The sequence below is a fragment of the Streptomyces sp. ISL-98 genome, assembly GCF_018614055.1.
GTDB classification, from domain to species: Bacteria; Actinomycetota; Actinomycetes; order Streptomycetales; family Streptomycetaceae; genus Streptomyces; species Streptomyces spiramyceticus.
Genome location: NZ_JAGGPB010000040.1, coordinates 1 through 19,989 on the forward strand (window position 1 = coordinate 1; position 19,989 = coordinate 19,989).

Sequence of the window (19,989 nt, forward strand, 5' to 3'; positions counted from 1 at the left end):
GAGGTTATCGGCAAGCGCAGGGTCCGGCCGGTGGTTTTCGGCCGACGCGCAAGGTCCGTACGGCCGGACCGGAGGTGGCAGGGGGAGGCCGGTCCTCTGCCAGGAGTAGGTCCAGTTCCGCAGCGCGGGTGACGGCCGCGTTCCTAGCAGCCGGGGAGCCGCCGATCAGACAGAGCGGCTCGCCCAGGGCGCGGGCTGGAGTCCGCCATGGCTGAGCAGGTCGGTGCGAGCGCGGACACCCTCGCCCTCGCGTCCTACGCCCGAGTGGTTGTGGCGTGTCTCTTCGCTGCCCTGCTCATCGCTTGTGGCATGAAGGCCCGAACGGCGGGTCAGCCCCGAGGCGGGCGGCGGTCCACGATGTAGGCGACGAGTACGCCAGCGAGCATCGACCACGCCACTGCCGCATAGCCCATCGACTGCCATCCCATGACACCGAGGAGAACCGCGGCTGTCAGACCCGCTGTCAGGGCTGATCCGTTGGTGGCGAAGGCCCACTCCCGGCGTGCGCTGCCCGGCTCCCGCAGTTCGAGCACGGCGGTCTTGATGACCAGGGCGGCGAAGATGATCGCCACCGTCAGCACGGAGGGGTCCATGGCGCCTGCCCTATTCGTCAGTGCTCGCCGGTACCGGTCCGCTTGTGCGCTGGTAGATGTCGGGGATGCCGTCGTGGTCGTCGTCCCGGTTCTCCTCCTCGTCCAGACGGCGGTAGATCCCGTTGCGGCGCTTGATAAGCAGTGCGGCCAGGCCCGCCGCGATCAGTGATCCGATCAGGACTGCGGCTTTGATGTGTTCGGCTGCGGTCGGGTCGGGGAAGGCGAGCTCACCGATCAGCAGGGCGACGGTGAATCCGATCCCGGCCAGCACAGCGAGCGCGAGGACGTCGGCCCAGGCCAGGTCCGGGTTCAGCTGGGCTCGGGTGTAGCGGGCAGCCAGGTAGGTGCCGGCGAAGATCCCCAGGGTCTTGCCGACGACCAGTCCCAGCACCACCCCGAGCGGCTCCGGCTGGGTGAACACCTCTCCGAGCGACACGGCGGAGACACCGACGCCTGCGGCGAAGAGAGCGAACAGAGGCACGGCGACTCCCGCCGATACCGGGTGCAGCAGGTGGGAGGTTCGCTCGGCGGGTGTGGAGGTCTCACCCTTGTCGCGGGTGGTGCGCAGGATCAGGCCCATGGCGACGCCGGCGACGGTGGCGTGGACGCCGCCGTTGTACATCAGGGCCCAGGTGGTGATGCCGAGCGGGACGTACCACCACCAGCCCCGGACGCGGTAGCGCTGGAGAAGATAGAAGACGACCAGGCCGGCCAGGGCTCCGCCGAGGGCAATGAAGTTCAGGTCGCTGGTGAAGAAGATCGCGATGATGAGGATCGCGCCCAGGTCGTCGACGACGGCGAGGGTGAGCAGGAAGGCGCGGAGTGCGGCCGGCAGGTGGGTGCTGAGGATGGCCAGGACTGCGAGTGCGAAGGCGATGTCGGTGGCCATGGGCACTGCCCAGCCTTCGAGGCTGCCTCCGCCGGACATGACCGTGGCGGCGTACAAGGCGGCCGGCACGACCATGCCGCACAGTGCTGCGACGACCGGCAGAGCTGCCGTGGCGGGGGTGCGCAGTTCTCCGACGACGAATTCGCGTTTCAGTTCGATGCCCGCGACGAGGAAGAAGATGGTGAGGAGTCCGTCGGCGGTCCAGTGCTGCACCGAGAGGTCCAGGCCGATGGCTGGTATGCCGAAGTGGAAGTCGCGTATCTGCTCGTACGCCTCGCTCCACGGGGTGTTCGCCCAGATCAGCGCCACTACGGCTGCGGCCAGGAGCACCAGCCCGCCGACCGTTTCCGTCCTCAGTGCTTGGGTTACGGCTGTGCGCTCAGGCAGCGGCAGCAGGCCGAGAAAAGGGGAACGCTCGCGTGGGGCGGCAGCCATCAGGGAATCCTCCGGGGCATCGGCACAGGGCATGCAGCCCCTAGGACGCCGACCAGACTTCCCGGCACACCGCGCGTCCGATGCAGCCGCCGTGGGCAGGCCGTTGACGCGTTCTTTACACCCTAACCGCCCTCCCCTGATCTCACCAGAGCCCATTTCACCTGCTGAAACGCACAGCGAGCGGGTCCGTACACACCAAGGCGCGAGATGTGTACGGACCCGCTCAGGAGCCGGGCCGCAGGGCGGTCAGACGGTGGTCTTCACCGACTCCTGGTCTTCGTCGGCCTCGCCCGCCTCACCGGCGTTGCGGGCGCGGACGAACTCCAGGAAGGAGTTCAGTTCGCGCTTGACGACCGGGGCGAGCAGGTACAGGCCGATGATGTTGATGACGGCGAGCATGAACAGCACCGCGTCGGCCATGTCGATCAGGGTCTGCAGCGTCAGCAGCGAACCGGCGATCGCGAACAAGGTGTAGACGACCTTGTACGTCAGCTCGCTGGCCCTGCTGCGGCCGAAGAGGTACGTCCACGCCTTGAGGCCGTAGTAACCCCACGTCAGCACGGTGGAGATGGCGAACAGCATCACCGCGATGGTGAGGATGTACGGGAACCAGGGCATCACGGTGCCGAAGGCGTCGGAGGTGATCGTGACTCCGCCGATCGCCCCCTCCTGCTTGCGCGCCTCGGCCCAGCTGGCGGGGTTGGCGACGACGATGGTCAGCGCGGTCATGGTGCAGATGACGACGGTGTCGATGAACGGCTCGAGCAGGGCGACCAGGCCCTCGCTGGCGGGGTGCTTGGTCTTGACCGCGGAGTGGGCGATCGGGGCGGAGCCGAGACCGGCCTCGTTGGAGAACGCGGCCCGCTTGAAGCCGATGATCAGCGCGCCGAGCACACCGCCGGCGACACCCTCGGGGTCGAAGGCGCCGTCGATGATCGTGCCGATCGCGGCGGGGACGGCGGTGATGTTCACCAGGATGGCGACCAGGCAGGCGGCGATGTAGAGGCCGGCCATGGCGGGCACGAGCCTGCTGGTGACGCTGGCGATCGAGCGGATGCCGCCGAGCAGCACGATGCCGACGAGGGCGGCGATCAGGATGCCGAAGAACAGGGCGCCGGCGGAGGAGCCCATCAGGCCGTCCTCACCGCCGGTGACGGAGACCAGCTGCGCGTAGGACTGGTTGACCTGGAAGAGGTTGCCGCCGAAGAGGCCGAAGAAGAGGATCATGAAGGAGGCGAGGACCGCGAGGACCTTGCCGAGGGTCTTGCCGTTCTTCCCGAAACGCTCGGCCAGGCCCTTGGGCAGGTAGTGCATGGGGCCGCCGGAGACGGTGCCGTCGGCGTGCACCTCGCGGTACTTCACGCCGAGGGTGACCTCGACGAACTTGGTGGCCATGGCGAGCAGGCCGCACAGGATCATCCAGAACGTGGCTCCGGGGCCGCCGATGGAGACGGCGACGGCCACACCGGCGATGTTTCCGAGGCCGACCGTGCCGGAGACGGCGGCGGTCAGTGCCTGGAAGTGGTTGACCTCGCCGGCCGACCCCTTCTCGTCGTACTTGCCGCGCACCACGTCGATGGCAAGGCGGAACTTGCGGACCTGTACGAAGCCGAACCAGCCGGTGAAGACCAGACCGGCGATCACAAGCCAGGCGACGATGAGGGGCAGGTCCGTCCCGCCGACGGGCACGGAATAGAAGACGACTTCGCCGAGCCAGGTGGCTATGGGCTCGAAGAATCCGCTGACGGCTTCGTCGACGGACTTGGTGATGGAGTCGAGAGACACTATGGCTACCTCTGTGGCGCAGGGCCGGGGCACGGGAGGAGTGCGCCGGTTGATGTGCGGGCATTGAGCGAACGCCGTTGTCCGATCGGCGACCGTTGGGTGAGACGTCCGCGGACTCGGACGGTGATCACCCTGGTCGTGCTGCCGGTGCGTGCCGGCACTCCGCATCGTGGCGAGGGGGGTGCCACCTGCGGAGTTGCGCAGTTCTATCACGCCTTTACGAGGTCTTTAGTGACTCAAGTCACATAACCATCAGTGATGTTGAGAAATCCCAGCGAGCGAAATCAGACCGTTACGCGGTGACCGAAGTCCGTTCATCGGACACTTATGCCTCGACGGACGGGCAGGCCGGGCGATTCCCGTGCGATCCGTGCACCGAGCGAGGCACTCTACGCAGGTGCCTTCACTTCCCCCTCAGCACTCTTCCGACAGCCCGTCGGCCGGACACATGATCGTGTGCGGTGACGATGCCGTGGCCCATCGACTGGCCGCGGAGCTCCGCGATGTCTACCGGGAGCGGGTCATGCTGGTCCGTCCGGGCGGCGGGCCGGCGCTCGGCCCCCAGCTTTCCGTACCGGGGCAGGGCCGGGCCTCCGCCTACGGCGAGGCCCTTGCCCGGCGGCGACCTCTCACACGGGGCGTTCAAGAAGTTCGCCCAGCGCTCGGCGAAAGCCCACGGCTGCCAACCACCGAAGTCGGCCACGAGCGAGGCCAGATGAACCAAGAGGACCGCGCCCCGTGGCGCGACGGGCCAATCGTCCGAATGCCGGCCGACCCCATTGATGTCGTCAGGGTGATGCGCGCGGTTTCCGACGCCCCCTCGGCTTACGCCGTGTTGCGCGCTGCGCAAACCCATGAATGCGCGGTTCGTCTCGCAGGCGTACCCGCAAAGGCCACCGGAGACCCTTTGAGGGCACCGGCCCGCGACTGTGCCTCGGCCTCGGCTGCGTCGACGGCATCGCAGACGACATACCGAAAGCCGAACGCCAGGCATGGCAAGCAGATGTCCTCGACAGCCTCGCAAAAGACACGGCCAAACCGCCCAACTACCGTGACGACGCGGTGAAGCACCTCACCGCCAGCTGGCGCCAAGGCCTCGCAAGCTGCAAGCCGTCTGAGACCTGGTTCCTCAGAGAGCAGATCACCGAGATTGTGCACACATGGGCTGTCGGTAGAGGCATGAACCCTGACTGCGATGAGGTGGACAACCTGCAGGAAGACGCCCTGAACGATGCCTCCACGCGCCTGGGCGAGACGGAAGAGACCATGAAGTGCACACGCAAGCCCGAAGAACAGCCGTGTCCCTGAACGCAGGCCCCTTCCTCTGGGCGCGGCGTCAGCGCGGATCCGGTTCGGCTATTGAGGATGCGTTGGTGTGTCGATCTATAAGAGCAACAGTGACCGCACTCGCGTGCGGAGGTGGTGTGCTGAGCGTCTCGACGCCTGGGGCGTCGATCACGCTCGCCGGGAGCTGACAACGTCAGCGGGCATCACCAGTGGAGCGCCAAGCATCGTGCTGTTGCCGGGCACCAACATGAATGCGGCGGTATCCCTGGCGGCCGTCACCGTGCTGTCCGCGGACTGGCACACGGTCGTGCTGGATGTTCCGGGCCAGCCGGGGCTGAGCGGGGACTGGAGGCCGCGTCGCGGACGCATATCCTGGTACGGGAACTGGCTGAGCGAGGCCCTGGAGCGTGCCGTGCCGGGACCGGCCCTGGTGGTCGGTCACTCCCTGGATGGAGCCATCGCCCTGGCCTGTTCATCTTTGAGAATTACCGGCCGTGTCCTGGTCTCGCCCGCCGGTCTCACTCGCCTCAGGGTCAGTCCTTCGGTGGTGGCGGCCACGGTTCCTTGGCTCGTAAGCCCGTCGGTACGACGCGCAAGGCGGCTGCTGAACCACATGGTGGCACCGGGCAGGCTGGTTCCCGGTGCACTCGCCACCTGGATGGACATGGTCGCCACCTGTTGCCACAGCAGTCTGGCCCCCGCGCCGCTGCCTGCGGTGGTTCTGAAAGGTCGGCGGTCCACGTCCTGCGCGGTGGTGACGGGCCGTCATGACGTCTTTCTCCCACCGCAGGCACTTGGGCCGGCGGCGCGCCGCGGCCTCGGTGTTGACGTGCAGGTCGTGGAAGGTGCGGGGCATCTGCTCTTGGAGGAGGAGCCGGAGGCGGTAGCGGCGATCGTGCGTGGTCTCGATGCGGGGAGGTGAGGGGCCCGTCAGCATTGCAGTGGTTCGGTGCCGCCGTCCCGGTGGGGTGTACGGTCCTCCGCGGCCGCCGGGCCGCCGGTATGGCCTGAATGGTCAGAGCGGCTGGTCCGGCCAGTCCAGCAGGCGGGCACCGACCACCGCCGTTTGCAGGGTGTAGCGATCGACGGGGTCGCCGGGGTCGGCGCCCGTCAGCTGGTGGATCCGCTCCAGCCGGTACGTCATTGCCCTGACGCTCAAGGAGAGTTGCCGGGCGGCCTCGGCGGCCACACACCCGGTGTCGAAGTACGCGTTGAGGGTGTCGATGAGCGGTTGCGCTCCGCCGCGGGCCTGCTGGAGCGGGCCCAGCACGCTGCGCACGAGGTCGGCCATCGCCTGTCGGTCGCGGGTGAGGACCGGGTAGACCAGTAGGTCCGCGGCGTGCAGCACCGGATCTTTCAGGTGCATGCGCGCGGCCAGGTCTAGGGCGTTGAGCGCCTCCTCGTAGGAGTGGACTACGCCGCCGACGCCCGGGTGGGGGCGGCCGAGGGCCACCCGGCCGCCGTCGGTCGCGGCGTACGCCTGCTTGGCGAAGAAACTGAGGACGTCGGCCTCGTCACCTGGCGCGATGCAGATGAGCCGGCCGTTCTTTGTGGTGAGCAGTATCCGGCGGTTCCCGAAGCGGGCCGCGAGGGATGCCTCGATGCCGCGGGTGACCGAGTAGCCGTCTTCGTACGGCTCGGCGCCCTGGGCCACAGCGACCGCGTGCGCGTGGGACAGCAACAGTCCGAAACGCTCGGCTCGTTCGGCGAGACGCCCGGCATCGCTGCGCCCGTGAAGCAGGTCGTCAATGAACTCCCGCCGGGCGGCCTCCTGCTGGCGGATCGCTAGCCGTTGCGCCCGCTCATGTCCCTCGGCGAAGGCGTCCACGGCCTGTTCCACTGCCGCGAGGAGGTGGTCAGCGGTCGCGCCCCGCAGGCTCGCCTGTACGTCCTGGGCGGCGGACAGGTGGGCGCGCACCAGGAAGCGCAGTCCGAGGCCGGCCTCGGCGGCCCGCTCCCCCTGTGCCCGCAGTGCCGCCAGCTCGTCCCGGGTCAGCCGTCTGCCCGTGGCGCAGGCGTCGGCCAGGATCTGGGCGTACCCCTCCAGATACTTCTCTGCTGCGTCCCGATCCGCCATGTCCACTCCCCGTTCTTGACGCGCCGATGACGCCTTCCTGACGCGTGGACGTCAAGGGTGGCACGCGTGCGCCGAGGGGCGGCCACCGGCATCAAGGGGCCGTAAAGATTGCCGGTGGACGGCAATGCGAACACGCGGGCCGTCCTGTCAGCATGAGCCCACCGGGGCCGGGCGCTCGAGATCAATGCCGGAGCCCGGAAAGCAGCACGCCGCAGCACGGAGCAAGGGGGAAGAGGAATGGACGAGTTCCTGCATGCCACGGCCACGTTCCCCACCGTGCTGTTCTCCGCGGCCCTCGTGGTCGTTGTCGGCTTCTGGCTGCTGGTGCTGCTCGGCGCCGCCGACCACGACAGCTTCGACGCGGACGTGGACACGGACGCCCTCAGCCTCGATGGAGTCCCTGTCTCGGTGTCGGCCTCGCTTCTGATCGCCCTGTCCTGGTTCTTCAGCTTCACCGGGTCCCTCCTTCTCGCCCGTACGGACTGGTCCGATGCGCTGCTTCATCTGCTCGGCGTCGTGCTGCTGTTCGCCTCCCTGATCGGCTCATGGCGGCTGACGCGAGCGCTCGTACGGCCGCTGGCCAAGCTCTTCCCCGACGAACCCGGGCCGTCCCGGCAGGACTTCGTCGGCCTGACCTGCACCATCCGCACGGGGCGGGTGGACGCGGACTTCGGCCAGGCGGAGGTTGCCGCCCGGGACGGCTCCACCGCCGTCGTCCAGGTCCGCCAGAACGACGATGGTCTGCTGACGCTCGGAAGCACAGGGTTGCTGTACGGGTACGACGACACTGGCGAGTTTTTCTGGGTCGCGCCGTTCGACGCGGCGCTGGACCCTCGCGGCTGACCCCGCCGCTCCTCAGCTCCCATCTCTCACTTGGGGATTCCTCATGGATGCCATCACCCTGGGCATCGGCGTGCTCATTGCCGTTGTCCTGCTCATCGTCATCGCCATGCTGTTCGTGATCAGTCGGCTGTTCCGCAAGGTGGAGCAGGGCAAGGCGCTGATCGTCTCCAAGATGCGGAAAGTCGACGTCACCTTTACCGGGCAGGTCGTCCTGCCGGTCCTGCACAAGGCCGAGGTCATGGACATCTCGGTGAAGACCATCGACATCACCAGGACCGGGCGGGACGGCCTGATCTGCCGGGACAACATCCGCGCCGACATCCGGATTTCGTTCTTCGTACGGGTCAACAAGACCGTCGAGGACGTCATCAAGGTCGCCCAGGCCATCGGCACGGCCCGGGCGAGCGACAAGGAGACGCTGCAGGAGCTGTTCAACGCCAAGTTCTCCGAGGCGCTCAAGACGGTCGGCAAGCAGCTCGACTTCACCGACCTCTACACCAAACGCGCGGAGCTCCGGGACCAGATCATCCAGGTCATCGGGACCGATCTGAACGGCTACAGCCTCGAAGACGCAGCGATCGACTACCTGGAGCAGACCCCGCTCGCGCAGCTGGACGCCTCCAACATCCTCGACGCCCAGGGCATCCGGAAGATCACCGAACTGACGGCCGTCGAGCACGTGCGGACCAACGAGTTCCAGCGCACGGAGGAGAAGGAGATCACCCGGCAGAACGTCGACGCCCGCGAGGCGATCCTGGAGCTGGAGCGCCGTCAGACCGACGCGGAGACCAAGCAGAGGCGGGAGATCGAGACCGTACGGGCCAGGGAGGAGGCGGAGACCGCCCGCGTCGTCGAGGAGGAGCGGCTGCGGGCGCAGAGCGCCTTCCTGAAGACCGAGGAGCAGCTCGGCATCCAGCGCGAGAACCAGGCCCGCGAGGTAGCCGTCGCGCAGAAGAACCGCGAGCGGGTCATCGCCATCGAGAACGAGCGCATCGAGAAGGACCGCCTGCTCGAAGTCATCGCCCGGGACCGGGAGACCGAACTCAGCCGCATCTCCGCCGAGAAGGAGGTAGAGACCGAGCGCCGCGACATCGCCGAGGTCATTCGCGAGCGGGTCGCGGTGGACCGCACGGTCGCGGAGCAGGAGGAGTCCATCAAGAAGCTCCGCGCGATCGAGGAGGCCGAGCGCAGGCGCCAGACGGTGGTCATCGCCGCCGAGGCGGAGGCCCAGGAACTGCTGGTCAAGGACATCAAGGCCGCCGAGGCCGCCGAGCAGGCCGCAGTCCACCGGGCAGCGGAGGAGCTGACGCTGGCCGAGGCCCGCAACAAGGCCGCCGACATGGACGCCCGCGCCAAGGTCCGGCTCGCCGAGGGCATTCAGGCGGAGGCCGCGGCTGAGGGCCTGGCGGCTGTCCAGGTACGGGAGAAGGAGGCGGACGCCATCGAGAAGGCGGGGCGTGCCGAGGCCGGGGCGACCGAGGCCCGGCTGCGCGCCGAGGCGGTAGGCACCCGCGAAAAGGCCCTGGCCGAGGCCACTGCCATCGGCGAGAAGCTCAAGGCCGAGGCAGCAGGTCTCACCGAGAAGGCCGCCGCGATGGCCGCGCTGGACGAGGCGTCCCGTACGCACGAGGAGTTCCGGCTGCGCCTGGAGGCGGAGAAGGACATCCGGCTCGCCGGTCTCGACGTACAGCGCCACGTCGCCGAGGCGCAGGCCACGGTGCTCGCCACCGGCCTGGAGAACGCCGACATCAACATCGTCGGAGGCGAGTCCGCCTTCTTCGACCGGATCGTCGGCGCCATCTCGCTCGGCAAGAGCGTCGACGGCTTCTTCCAGCACTCCCAGACCGCCCAGGCGCTCGCCGGGCCCTGGCTGGACGGCTCCGCGTCCTTCACCGAGGACCTGACGAAGGTGCTGGGCTCGGTCTCCACCGCCGACGTGCAGAACCTGACCGTGTCGGCCCTGCTGATGAAGCTCATGCCGGCCGGCTCGGGACAGCTGGACGAACTCATCGGCAAGGCACGGCAACTGGGCCTGGCCGACATGCCGGTGGCCGAACTCGCCGGGCTGAACGGCACCGCCAAGGGCTGACCGCCCGGTTCTACAGCTTCCGGAGCTGCCGCGCGGGGGGCGGCAGCTCCGGAATTCATCCACCGACATGAGGGAGCTGGACAGTGACTGGGACCGGGACGGGAAGCGGCCTGGACGCGGGTTCGTACGAGGTGCTGCGCGACCGCCTCGGTGCTCAGGCCGGCGAGCTGGCCCGGCGCGCCGACGCACTCAACACCGCCCGCATCGCGGCTTTCGGCTCCACCGAGCTGGCTCTCGTCGGCACCGAGCGCATCCGTACGGAGCGGAACATCGTCCCCCGCGACATCGTCGCTGTCGGCGACTCGCTGCTCGTCGGCTACGAGGCCCCGGCCGCCGACGTCTTCGCCCTCTACGACCGCGACCTGAACCGTCTCCCGGACGAGGCGGTGCCCGCCCTGCTCGATGACCCCGACTTCATACGGGAGTTTGACGCGCTGCACCGCTACTTCCAGGGGGCGCGCCTCCTCCAGCTCCGCCATGTCGACGGCACGCTGCTGGCCGTGTTCCGGACCGGCGAGCAGGCCGACGACATCCGCGTCCTGCGCTGGTCCCTGTCCTCGTCCGGCGAGGTGCGGTTCCTGGACGCCCGTGGGGAGCGCGACCATGTCTTCCCCGCGTCGCACGACTTCCCCTGGGTCGAGACGACCCGGGACGATCACGTCCTGGGGCGCCACCCGCACATCGCCATCGCCGGTGGCACGGTCTTCGTAGCGACGGTCGGCGGCACGGTCACCGTGAAGACCCAGGATGACACGGAGACCGGCGAGGGCGTCCACAGCGAGCCGGTCGACGAACCCCTGCAGTCACTTGCCGACGCCGAGGTGGCGTACGCGGTCGTCGGCGCCCTGATCCTGCTGCGCGTCCGGCCCTACAAGGAAGAGACCTGGCGGCACCTGGTCTTCAACACGATCACCAAGTCCGTGGTCCGGCTCGACGGCATCGGGCAGTCCTGCCGCCGACTGCCCGACGACCAGGGCATCGTCTTCCCCGGCGGCTACTGCCTCGCCACGGGGGCGGTGAAGACCTTCGACACGGCGGACACCTCCGGCCTGGAGTTCGAGCGCGCCGTCCGCTCACCCAACGGCGAGGACGTGCTGTTCGCCTTCCACGCCCGGGCCGAGGGCCGCACCCTTCTGCTCTCCTACAACCTCATCCGCAAGGAGGTCGCAGCCCCGCTCTCCTGCCACGGCTACGCCCTCTTCGACGACGGCAGTCTCACCGTGCTGCGCACGGAATCCGGCGAGCTCGCACGCGCGCACCCGATCCAGATATGGCGGACGCCGTACGTCTCCGACGCCCACGCCGCACCTGTGGACACCGGCCCCCTCGCCCGCATCGGCAACGCCGACGTCGTACGCGGCATCTCCGACTGCCTCGCCATCGCCCGGCAGGCCGCCGAGACCACCGCCACCAGCGAGTTGTACGAAGCGCTGGTCGCCGCCTGTACGCGGGCCGCCGACCGGTTCCACTGGCTGGGCGACGCGGATGCCGGGGACCTGCGCACCCCGCTGGACGAAGTGCGGGCCACGGCCGAGCAGGTGCTGGCGGAGTTCGAGTCCGTACAGTCCCTGGCCCGGCAGGCCACCGCGGCACTCACCGAGTCGTCGGAGCACTTTCAGCGCCTGGTCAGGCGGATCCGCGGTGAGGCTCCCGCCACCGCCGAGGAGTGGATCGCGCGCATCTCCGAACTACGCCGGGCCCAGGGCCGCCTGGTGACTCTGAAGGAGATGCGGTACGCGGACACCGGGGCCATCGAGGCGCTTGCCGAGGACGCCGAGGCCCACATCGTCTCCACCGCGCAGCGGGCGGTGGCCTTCCTCCAGCGCGACGACGCCTTCGCCGCCCACCACGCGGACGTGGAAGGCCTCTGCGCCGACGCGGAGACCATCACCACGGCCGCCGAGGCCGCTCCGGTCACCGAGCGCCTGAACGAGCAGGTCTTCGGCCTCCAGACCCTTACCGAGGTGGTCGCCGGACTGGACATCGGTGACGCGACCGTGCGCACCACCATCCTGGAGCGGATCGCCGAGGTACTGGGCGGCCTGAACCGCGCCCGTGCCACCCTCGCCGCCCGGCGCCGCGAACTCCTCGACCAGGAAGGGCAGGCGGCGTTCGCGGCCGAGTTCGCCCTGCTCGCCCAGTCGGTCACCGGCGCGCTGGCAGCGGCGGACACACCGGAGACCTGCGACGCGCAGCTCGCCCGGCTGCTGCTCCAGTTGGACACACTGGAGTCGCGCTTCGCCGACCACGACGGATTCCTCACCGAGATCGCCGACAAGCGCGCCGAGGTCCATGACGCCTTCTCGGGCCGCAAGCACACGCTCCAGGACGCCCGCGCCCGGCGCGGGGAGCGCCTCGCCGCGTCGGCCGGCCGCGTCCTGGAGACGATCGCCCGCCGGGCGGCGACCCTGGACAGCCTCGACGCGGTCAACACGTACTTCGCCTCCGACCCCATGGCTGCCAAGGTCCGCCGCACCGCCGACGAGCTGCGCGAGCTCGGAGACCAGGTGCGGGCGGAGGAGCTGGAGGGGCGGCTGAAGGCCGCCCGCCAGGAGGCCGGCCGGGCACTGCGGGACCGTACCGAGCTGTACGCGGACGGCGGCGACACCATCCGCCTGGGCGCGCACCGGTTCGCCGTCAACACCCAGGCCTCTGAGCTCACGCTCGTGCCGCACGCGGACGGAGGCATGGCCTTCGCGCTGACCGGTACGGACTACCGGCGCCCGGTCACCGACCCGCAGTTCGCGGACACGCGCGCCTACTGGGACCAGCTCCTGCCGTCCGAGAACGCGGACGTCTACCGGTCGGAGTACCTGGCGGCGCGACTGCTGGCCGAGCACGGCGCCGAGGACCTGGCCGCAGCCGACCTGGAGGGGCTGATCCGGGAGGCCGCCGAGGCGTCGTACGACGAGGGGTACGAGCGCGGCGTCCACGACCACGACGCGGCGGCCATCCTCTCCGTACTGCTGGGGCTGTACGAGCAGGCCGGGCTTCTGCGCTACCCCGCCGCCGCCCGCGCCGCCGGCCAGCTGTTCTGGGCCCACGGGACGATGCCAGAGGCGCGCAAGGCATGGACGCGCGAGGCAGCATCCCTGGTGCGGGCTCGGGAAACGTTCGGGACGGCCCCGGCACTGGAGTCGCTGCGTGCCGACCTCGCCGATGCGGGGGCGCTCTCCGCCCTCGCCGCCGAGTATCTCGTCGAGGAGCTGTCGACCGGCGAGTCGTTCGCGACGAGTCCGCAGGCCCGCACGTTCCTCGACAAGTTCCGCCGGGCGGTGGGCTCGTCGCCGTACGACAAGGACGTGCGCGACCGGCTCGCCGACGGGAACCAGGCCGCCGCGCAGCGGCTGGTGGAGGGCTGGCTCGTCTCGTACGCCGCCTCCTGCGGCGAGGACGTCGACGCCGGCGACCTCGCCGAAGCCGTGGCCATCGAGGTCTGTCCGGGCCTCGCGCGCCACGATGTGGCAGGCTCCCTGAACGCCAAGGCAAAGGGCTTGCTGGGTACCCACCCAAGGATCGACCGGCACCGTACCCTGACTCTGCGCCTCGATGAATTCCTGGCCAGGACCGGCGACTTCGCCCAGCGGGTGGTGCCCGGGTTCCGCGCCTACCAGCAGCGCAGGAGCGCCCTCGTCGCCGCCGAGCGGAATCGGCTGCGCCTGGACGAGTACCGGCCGCGCGTCATGTCCTCCTTCGTACGCAACCGCCTCGTCGACGAGGTGTACCTGCCCCTCATCGGCAACAACCTCGCCAAGCAGCTCGGCGCCGCCGGTGACGGCAAGCGGACCGACAACAGCGGACTGCTGCTGCTCGTCTCGCCGCCCGGCTACGGTAAGACGACCCTCATGGAGTACGTCTCCGACCGCCTCGGCCTGCTCCTGGTGAAGGTCGACGGACCGGCCCTTGGGCACAGCGTCACCTCGCTCGACCCGGCTGAGGCACCGAACGCCACCGCCTGCAAGGAGATAGAGAAGGTCAACCTCGCGCTGTCGGCAGGCAACAACGTCCTGCTCTACTTGGACGACATCCAGCACACCTCATCGGAGCTGCTGCAGAAGTTCATCCCGCTGTGCGACGCCACCCGCACCCTGAACGGCCACGATCTGCGGGGTAAGCGCTTCGCGGTCTGCATGGCGGGCAACCCCTACACCGAGTCCGGTCAGCGTTTCCGCATCCCCGACATGCTCGCCAACCGCGCCGACGTCTGGAATCTCGGCGACGTTTTGACCGGCAAGGACGCTGTCTTCGCGCTCAGCTTCGTCGAGAACGCCCTCACCTCCCATCCGGTCCTCGCTCCCCTCGCCGGGCGTGAACGTTCCGACCTGGACCTGCTGGTGCGTCTGGCTGCCGGGGACCCGAGCGCCCGCCGCGACCGGCTTATCCACCCGTACCCGCCGGCCGAACTCGACGCCATCCTCGCGGTCCTGCACCACCTGCTCACCGCCCGCGAGACGGTCCTCGCGGTCAACGAGGCGTACATCGCCTCCGCCGCCCAGTCCGACGCCACCCGCACCGAACCGGCCTTCCAGCTCCAGGGTTCGTACCGCAACATGAGCAAGATCGCGGCCCGCATCTCCCCTGTCATGAACGACGACGAGCTGGCCGCCGTGATCGACGACCACTACACGGGCGAGGCCCAGACCCTCACCACCGGAGCCGAGACCAACCTGCTCAAGCTGGCAGCCCTGCGCGGCACGCTCACCGAGGAACAGGCGGCTCGCTGGACCCACATCACGTCGGCGTATGTACGCGCCCAAGCACTCGGCGGTTCCGGAGACGACGCCCTCGGACGGGCGGTGGCCGCGCTCGGCCTGCTCGCCGACCGGGTCGCAGCCGTCGAAACGGCCATCACGCGCGCCACGGACCCCCGCCACCTGCTGAGCCGCCCGCCCGGCCGACACGCTGCCCGCTCGGGAAGCGGCCCGGACCGATGACCCATAAGCTGCCGTCAGGTGCGCCGGGAAGTCTGGTCGGCAAGTGGACATTCCCTGCCCTGGAGCCGCCCGATGCTGCGTTTGCCGCCCCCGCGCAGGCCGCATCGTCCGGGCACGGTCGTCGTGAGGCTGCGAGGCCAGATCGACGCGTGCAGCGTCGAACCCACGAGCCGCACCCTCCTGGATGCCCTGGGCACTTCCCCGACCATTCTGGACGTCGACCTGTCGGGCGTGGAGCACCTGAGCGCCGACGGCACCGGTGCCTTCTTCGCGGGGCTCAAGGCGGCTCGTTCGCGTGGGACGCGGCTGACCGTGACCCACGCACCTCCGCAGGTGGCCAAGATGCTCAACCGAGTCGGACTGCTGAGGCTCCTGAGCCCCGACGAAGGGCACGACACCACAGACTCATGACGCTCCGGGAATCGGTCCCGCAGCTTTCCGGGGGAGGAAAACCGTGGCCAAGCCGGTGAACGCCGCTATAGGGGAGACGTGGATCTGCTGTCTCATCTGCCAGAGCGAGCAATTCCGGGTGCGCGAGGTGAAGCTCAACAGCTTCGGCCTCGAGTTTCTGAAGATGGCGTGGGCGGACGAGTCGGCGACCGGCTTGATCTGCTCGCAGTGTGGTTACGTCCATCTGTTCGTGAACCGGAAGATCCAGCTGTACCGAGTCAAGACTTGATGCCGAGCGGGGAGATTTCGCTGGTGTAGGCGATGGTCTGGTGGTTCAGCTCACCAGCCGGAGGTTGATCAGCCGGAACCCCATCGCTGAACTGCTGGCCGTGAACACCTCGGCAAGCTGGGTGGTGCATCGATCGGGTCCTGCCGACAAGCTCGCGGCGATGGCGTTCGCTTCGATCGTTGATCTTCGCCGACCACGTCGGCCGCTTCTACGCACGCCAGTACGGCTTCCCGCCAATGGCTGGACGTTTGCTGGGGTATCTGTTCGTCTGCGATCCGCCGCAGCAGTCGATCGATGAGTTGAGTGAAGCGCTGTTGGCGAGCCGGAGCGCCATCACTGGTGCGGTGAAGCTGCTCGAGAACTATCGAATGGCGCGGCGGACGCGTGTCGCTGGCGAGCGGGTGGACAGGGTGAGTCTGAATCCGGTGAGCCAGCAGCCGCAGAACTTCGATTCCGCCATCCATGAGGAGCATGCGGCGCTGTTTCGGGAGGGGCTGGCGTTGCTGGCCGATGCTCCGCCGGAGCGTCGTGGACCGCTCGAGGAGATGGTCGCGCTGGCCGAGTTCCTCGGCAGCGACTGCCCGCGCTGCTGGACGAGTGGCATACAAATCGCGATGAGCTCCGAGCATCGGGAAAGCTGCCCATTCCGGGCGGATAACGGAGAGACGCCCTACGGGGAGACGCAAGCCCCGGGCTGACCGAAGACTATTGGGAGGTCGTCCATTATGACTGACTCTGACGTGTCCGTCCTGCGGGAACGGGCTGAGAACGGCGACGAGACTGCGGTCGACGAGCTGATCGAACTCGCCACTGAGCTTGGCGATATGGGCGAACTGCGACGCCTCGCCGACAAGGGGAACACCACCGCCACCGACCAGCTCATGGAACTCACCGCGGAGTGACTGCCTGCTGTCGATCCTCGACAGTGATGCCGTCCTGAATCTGCGGCACGTGCCTTCAGGCATGGATGATCTTGCGGCTGCGGCCTGGCACGGGATGTGCCGACACCTTGTAGTGGAGTCTTACGGCTCAAGACGCAATCCAGGTCGCCTGTAATGTGCGCTGGCTCAGTGGCACATACATGACAGCAGGCTGGCCGACGGCAAGGGGCCTCGGACAGGGGATGAACCTGGGCACTGCCTACCCTCGCGACCAGTCGAGCGCTGCCCGGGCCGCGTGCCTCAAGGCGATGCGGCGCCACCTGTAACTCACTTGTGTGGGTGGGGCGATGCCGACAAGGAGCGGGACGGCTACGTCAGCTACCTTGATCCCGGCAGGTTGTCGGTTCGATACCGCTGCTGCGCGAGCCGGAGTGCGCTGCCCAGTCATGGCGGAAGTACTCGGGCCGTGTGGTTCCCCTTCGCAGGTGACGGTGATGACACGCCCCGCTGTGCCTATCCGGTCGGGGTCGAAGGAGGCCGTGACCGCACCGATCACCAGCAGGGTGACGAGGGACGCCGCCTGCAGACGAAGCAGGGGCGCCATACGGGGCGGCACGTGGGCTCGGACCAGGCGCGGGGCGAGACTCGCGGTGCGTACCGCTTCCTGGGGACGCAGGGTCAGGGCGTCGCCGAGCAAGACACCGCCCACCGCGCACAGGCCGAAAGCGGTGATGGCGAACACGAGGGGCATCGTGATGTCGCCGCTCTCCATCGTGACCAACTGCTGTGCGGCCACGATGCCGATGGCCAGACCGGACCAGCGGGCTAGTGGTCGGCGTGGTCGAGGAACCGGGACTGGAGCGGGACCGTGTCGAGCATATGGAGATCCCCTCAGATCATCTTGTATCGAGCGTTTGACACAAGATGCCCTGGTCGGGATCTTGTGTCAAACGCTCGATACAAGGCGATACATGAGGGAGACGGCTTGTGGCACAAGGGAGATCTCTCCGGCGCAAGGAGGGGACGCCCTCCGGCCCAAGGGCGCACCGTTGGCCGGCTCAGCCCACGGTGACGACGTGGGATTCCGCATCGCGCGTTCCCTCGCGTGCTGATCCACGTTGCGTGCATGACCGCTTCCCGCGCGTCGTACCAGATCACCTGAGACCAGAGGCGAATCGGACCAGATCACTTGAGACGCAGACCGTATCGACGGAGACGGGACAGCTGCCGTTCCCATTGCCCGTCCGCAGCGGCTGGGCTATAGGATCCGCGACCACAACAGGAGCAAGGAGAAACAGCAGGTCACAGCATTCCGTCGGCTGCCCAGAGATCTACGCCGTGCGGCCGTGGCGCGACTCGATGCTGGCCGGAGGCTGGTGAACCGGTTGAGCGTGAGTCATGATCTCTCCACCCCCCACCGTCACGATGGAAGGGGGCTTCCATGGCCCAGCACAGCACGACCGTGGCGACCGTGATCCGCGCCGGCGACACGACCGCGCTCGTATCGCTGCCGGAGTGGTGCGGCGGGGTGATCCTCGTTCACGTCCCGACGCGGATGCTGACCGCGGAGACCTGTGTAGGGTCCGCGACTCGATGCGCAATGTCGGAGCCTGATGCGCAGTGGTTGCGCACATCCGGGCTTCAGTGCGCAATGGCTCCGGACGGTAGCTGCCGGTTGACGCTACTGGCCGATCAGCGGCAGTACGGGAAAGGTGTGGTCCTGCCAGATCAGGCGTGAGGTTTCCTCCGGGTAAGCGGTGACGGCCGGCCGGGTATCGAAGAGCTGCACGAGGCGTTGCTCGGTGTCGTACGCGGGCCAGCCGGGGTCGCCGTGGGTGGCGAACGCCGTCCACGCGGCGCGCATGCGTGCGGACAGCGCCTCTGCCTCCGGGGAAGGGCTTTCGCCGATCAGCATGGCGGGCTGGCCGCGGTCCAGGTTGCCGAAGGTGAGCGGCACGTCGAGGCCGTGACAGGCGCCGAGGGCGCCGCCCATGCCCGGGGCGGTCCAGGTCAGCTCGTAGACGTGGGCACGGCCGCCGGCGGCGGTCTGGGCCTGGGCAAGGTGGAGGCTCGGCATGCGGAACAGCCAGTCGGAGTGGACCAGTTCGTACAGCTCGTCCGGGCCCGCGGCCGGAAAGCCGTCACGGTAACGGCGTGCGCCGTCCTGGCCGGGGCCGAAGACGTGCAGGGCGGTCGCCGCCTGCTCCTGTGTCACCTGGCCGAGCAGGCCGTCGAGCGCGGTGAGCAGCCGCTGCTCGTCGCGAGTGTGGCCGACGAGGAGTTCGATGTCCCGGCCGGCGCCGTCGGCCAGGGCCTGCCATGGAGAGACCGGCAGAGCATCACCCTCGACGACCGGCGAGAACGGGATCGACCTGTGCGCGGCCTGACCCCAGCGTTCCGCCCACTGGGCCATCTTGGCGCCGACCGCATCACCGGCGGCGGACAGCTGGGCCGGGGCCACCGTGGACAGGTCGGCCACCGTGGGCCGCAGCCCCAGCTCGGCGGCGCAGGAGGTGGCGATGTCGGCGGCGAGCTCCGGCGAGAAGAACGTGCCCTGCACACTCTGCGCGACGGCCCGGCCGAAGAGCCCGGCCGCACGCGGCATCGCCAGCAGCGCGGCGACCGATCCGGCGCCCGCCGACTGGCCGAAGACCGTGACGCGGTCCGGGTCGCCGCCGAAGGCACGGATGTTGTCACGCACCCACTCCAAAGCGGTGACCTGGTCAAGCAGACCCCGGTTGGCGGGCGCGCCCTCGATCTGCCCGAAACCCTCAAGTCCCACACGGTAGTTGAACGTCACCACGACGACGCCGCCGTCACGCGCCAGGCGGCCTCCGTCGTACTCGGGAAGAGCGGACATGCCGATCGTGTAGGCACCGCCCTGGATCCACACCATCACCGGCAGCCCTGCGCCCGGGCCCGGCTCGGGCGACCAGACGTTGACCGTCAGCCAGTCGTCGCCCATCGCATCCTGCGACAGCGCGGCCATGCCCAGAGCGCCGCCCTGAGGGGGCGGCGGTCCGTACGACACCGCCGTCCGCACCCCGTCCCATGCCCGTACCGGCCGCGGCGCGGCGAAACGCAGCGAGCCGACCGGCGGCTCGGCGAACGGGATCCCACGGAAGACCGCCACACCCGCCTCCCGGCTGCCGCGCAACGCCCCGGCCGCCGCGCGGACTTCGGGCTGGGACCCGGCCGGCTCGGACGCGTCAACGGTCATCACAACTCCCTCGCCGGGCAGGTGGAGCGCGATCACAGGGTTTCGCGTCGACCCGGACACTCGGATCATCCCGCTGCATCGAGATGCGCGCCATCCATTTACGGATGGCCCGGACATTTAGCGCCGTATAGGTCCCGAGTCTCGTCGATGTCCATCATCATGGCCTCGTCCCAGCGCCCGTTGTCGATCAGCTCGCGCTGTGTCGCCCGCCACTCAACCGACTCCGCTCCGGACCCGGTGCTTGTCACCGCGCGGTGGTCGTCGTACTCCATCCGGA

Annotated in this window: 16 protein-coding genes; 9 read left to right on the top strand and 7 right to left on the bottom strand. The window is 68.8% G+C overall.

Annotated elements, in window-relative coordinates; all coding sequences use genetic code 11:
• Nucleotides 1-329: 329 nt before the first annotated feature.
• The 3 genes from J7I98_RS26565 to J7I98_RS26575 form a co-directional block, all read right to left on the bottom strand.
• Nucleotides 330-593: a hypothetical protein gene (locus J7I98_RS26565; RefSeq protein ID WP_214926921.1), complete on the bottom strand. Its 264-nt coding sequence runs from the start codon at nucleotides 591-593 to the stop codon at nucleotides 330-332.
• Nucleotides 594-603: 10 nt separating this feature from the next.
• Nucleotides 604-1,917, bottom strand: a complete 1,314-nt coding sequence (gene nhaA, locus J7I98_RS26570) for a Na+/H+ antiporter NhaA (protein ID WP_214926923.1) — start codon at nucleotides 1,915-1,917, stop codon at nucleotides 604-606.
• 246 nt (nucleotides 1,918-2,163) lie between these two features.
• On the bottom strand, nucleotides 2,164-3,702 hold the full coding sequence (locus J7I98_RS26575) for a sodium:alanine symporter family protein (RefSeq protein ID WP_214926931.1): 1,539 nt from the start codon (nucleotides 3,700-3,702) through the stop codon (nucleotides 2,164-2,166).
• Between the two features lie 858 nt (nucleotides 3,703-4,560).
• Between J7I98_RS26575 and J7I98_RS26580 the strand changes: the two genes are divergently transcribed.
• Complete coding sequence (locus tag J7I98_RS26580) at nucleotides 4,561-5,010, top strand: hypothetical protein (RefSeq protein ID WP_214926933.1); 450 nt, start codon at nucleotides 4,561-4,563, stop codon at nucleotides 5,008-5,010.
• Nucleotides 5,011-5,077: 67 nt separating this feature from the next.
• On the top strand, nucleotides 5,078-5,911 hold the full coding sequence (locus J7I98_RS26585) for an alpha/beta fold hydrolase (RefSeq protein WP_214926955.1): 834 nt from the start codon (nucleotides 5,078-5,080) through the stop codon (nucleotides 5,909-5,911).
• 93 nt (nucleotides 5,912-6,004) lie between these two features.
• Here the strand turns inward: J7I98_RS26585 and J7I98_RS26590 are convergent, their stop codons facing one another.
• Nucleotides 6,005-7,066, bottom strand: coding sequence for a CdaR family transcriptional regulator (locus J7I98_RS26590; RefSeq protein WP_214926962.1), 1,062 nt, complete (start codon nucleotides 7,064-7,066; stop codon nucleotides 6,005-6,007).
• Nucleotides 7,067-7,303: 237 nt separating this feature from the next.
• Here J7I98_RS26590 and J7I98_RS26595 point away from each other — a divergent pair, with 237 nt between their 5' ends.
• From J7I98_RS26595 to J7I98_RS26625, 7 genes are all read left to right on the top strand, one after another.
• A complete protein-coding gene (locus J7I98_RS26595; RefSeq protein WP_214926964.1) occupies nucleotides 7,304-7,909 on the top strand; it encodes a YqiJ family protein in 606 nt (201 codons plus the stop codon).
• Between the two features lie 43 nt (nucleotides 7,910-7,952).
• Nucleotides 7,953-9,998 (top strand): SPFH domain-containing protein, encoded by a 2,046-nt coding sequence (locus J7I98_RS26600; protein ID WP_214926971.1) that lies wholly within the window; start codon nucleotides 7,953-7,955, stop codon nucleotides 9,996-9,998.
• Between the two features lie 83 nt (nucleotides 9,999-10,081).
• Nucleotides 10,082-14,932 carry a DNA repair ATPase gene (locus J7I98_RS26605; RefSeq protein ID WP_214926973.1) on the top strand — a complete coding sequence of 1,617 codons (4,851 nt, stop codon included), beginning with the start codon at nucleotides 10,082-10,084 and terminating at the stop codon, nucleotides 14,930-14,932.
• A gap of 72 nt (nucleotides 14,933-15,004) precedes the next feature.
• Entirely contained in the window at nucleotides 15,005-15,343 is a 339-nt protein-coding gene (locus J7I98_RS26610; RefSeq protein ID WP_214926975.1) for an STAS domain-containing protein, read from the top strand.
• 43 nt (nucleotides 15,344-15,386) lie between these two features.
• On the top strand, nucleotides 15,387-15,611 hold the full coding sequence (locus J7I98_RS26615; protein WP_214926977.1) for a hypothetical protein: 225 nt from the start codon (nucleotides 15,387-15,389) through the stop codon (nucleotides 15,609-15,611).
• A 179-nt stretch (nucleotides 15,612-15,790) separates the two neighbouring features.
• Nucleotides 15,791-16,309, top strand: a complete 519-nt coding sequence (locus J7I98_RS26620) for a GbsR/MarR family transcriptional regulator (RefSeq protein WP_214926979.1) — start codon at nucleotides 15,791-15,793, stop codon at nucleotides 16,307-16,309.
• Between the two features lie 27 nt (nucleotides 16,310-16,336).
• Nucleotides 16,337-16,513, top strand: a complete 177-nt coding sequence (locus J7I98_RS26625; protein ID WP_214926981.1) for a hypothetical protein — start codon at nucleotides 16,337-16,339, stop codon at nucleotides 16,511-16,513.
• Nucleotides 16,514-16,751: 238 nt separating this feature from the next.
• Here J7I98_RS26625 and J7I98_RS26630 read toward each other — a convergent pair whose 3' ends face one another.
• The 3 genes from J7I98_RS26630 to J7I98_RS26640 all read right to left on the bottom strand — a co-directional run bounded on the left by J7I98_RS26630 (nucleotide 16,752) and on the right by J7I98_RS26640 (nucleotide 19,984).
• Entirely contained in the window at nucleotides 16,752-17,288 is a 537-nt protein-coding gene (locus J7I98_RS26630) for a hypothetical protein (RefSeq protein ID WP_214926983.1), read from the bottom strand.
• Between the two features lie 885 nt (nucleotides 17,289-18,173).
• Nucleotides 18,174-19,712 (bottom strand): carboxylesterase/lipase family protein, encoded by a 1,539-nt coding sequence (locus tag J7I98_RS26635; RefSeq protein ID WP_214926991.1) that lies wholly within the window; start codon nucleotides 19,710-19,712, stop codon nucleotides 18,174-18,176.
• Between the two features lie 98 nt (nucleotides 19,713-19,810).
• Nucleotides 19,811-19,984, bottom strand: coding sequence for a hypothetical protein (locus J7I98_RS26640; RefSeq protein WP_214926997.1), 174 nt, complete (start codon nucleotides 19,982-19,984; stop codon nucleotides 19,811-19,813).
• Nucleotides 19,985-19,989 lie beyond the last annotated feature (5 nt).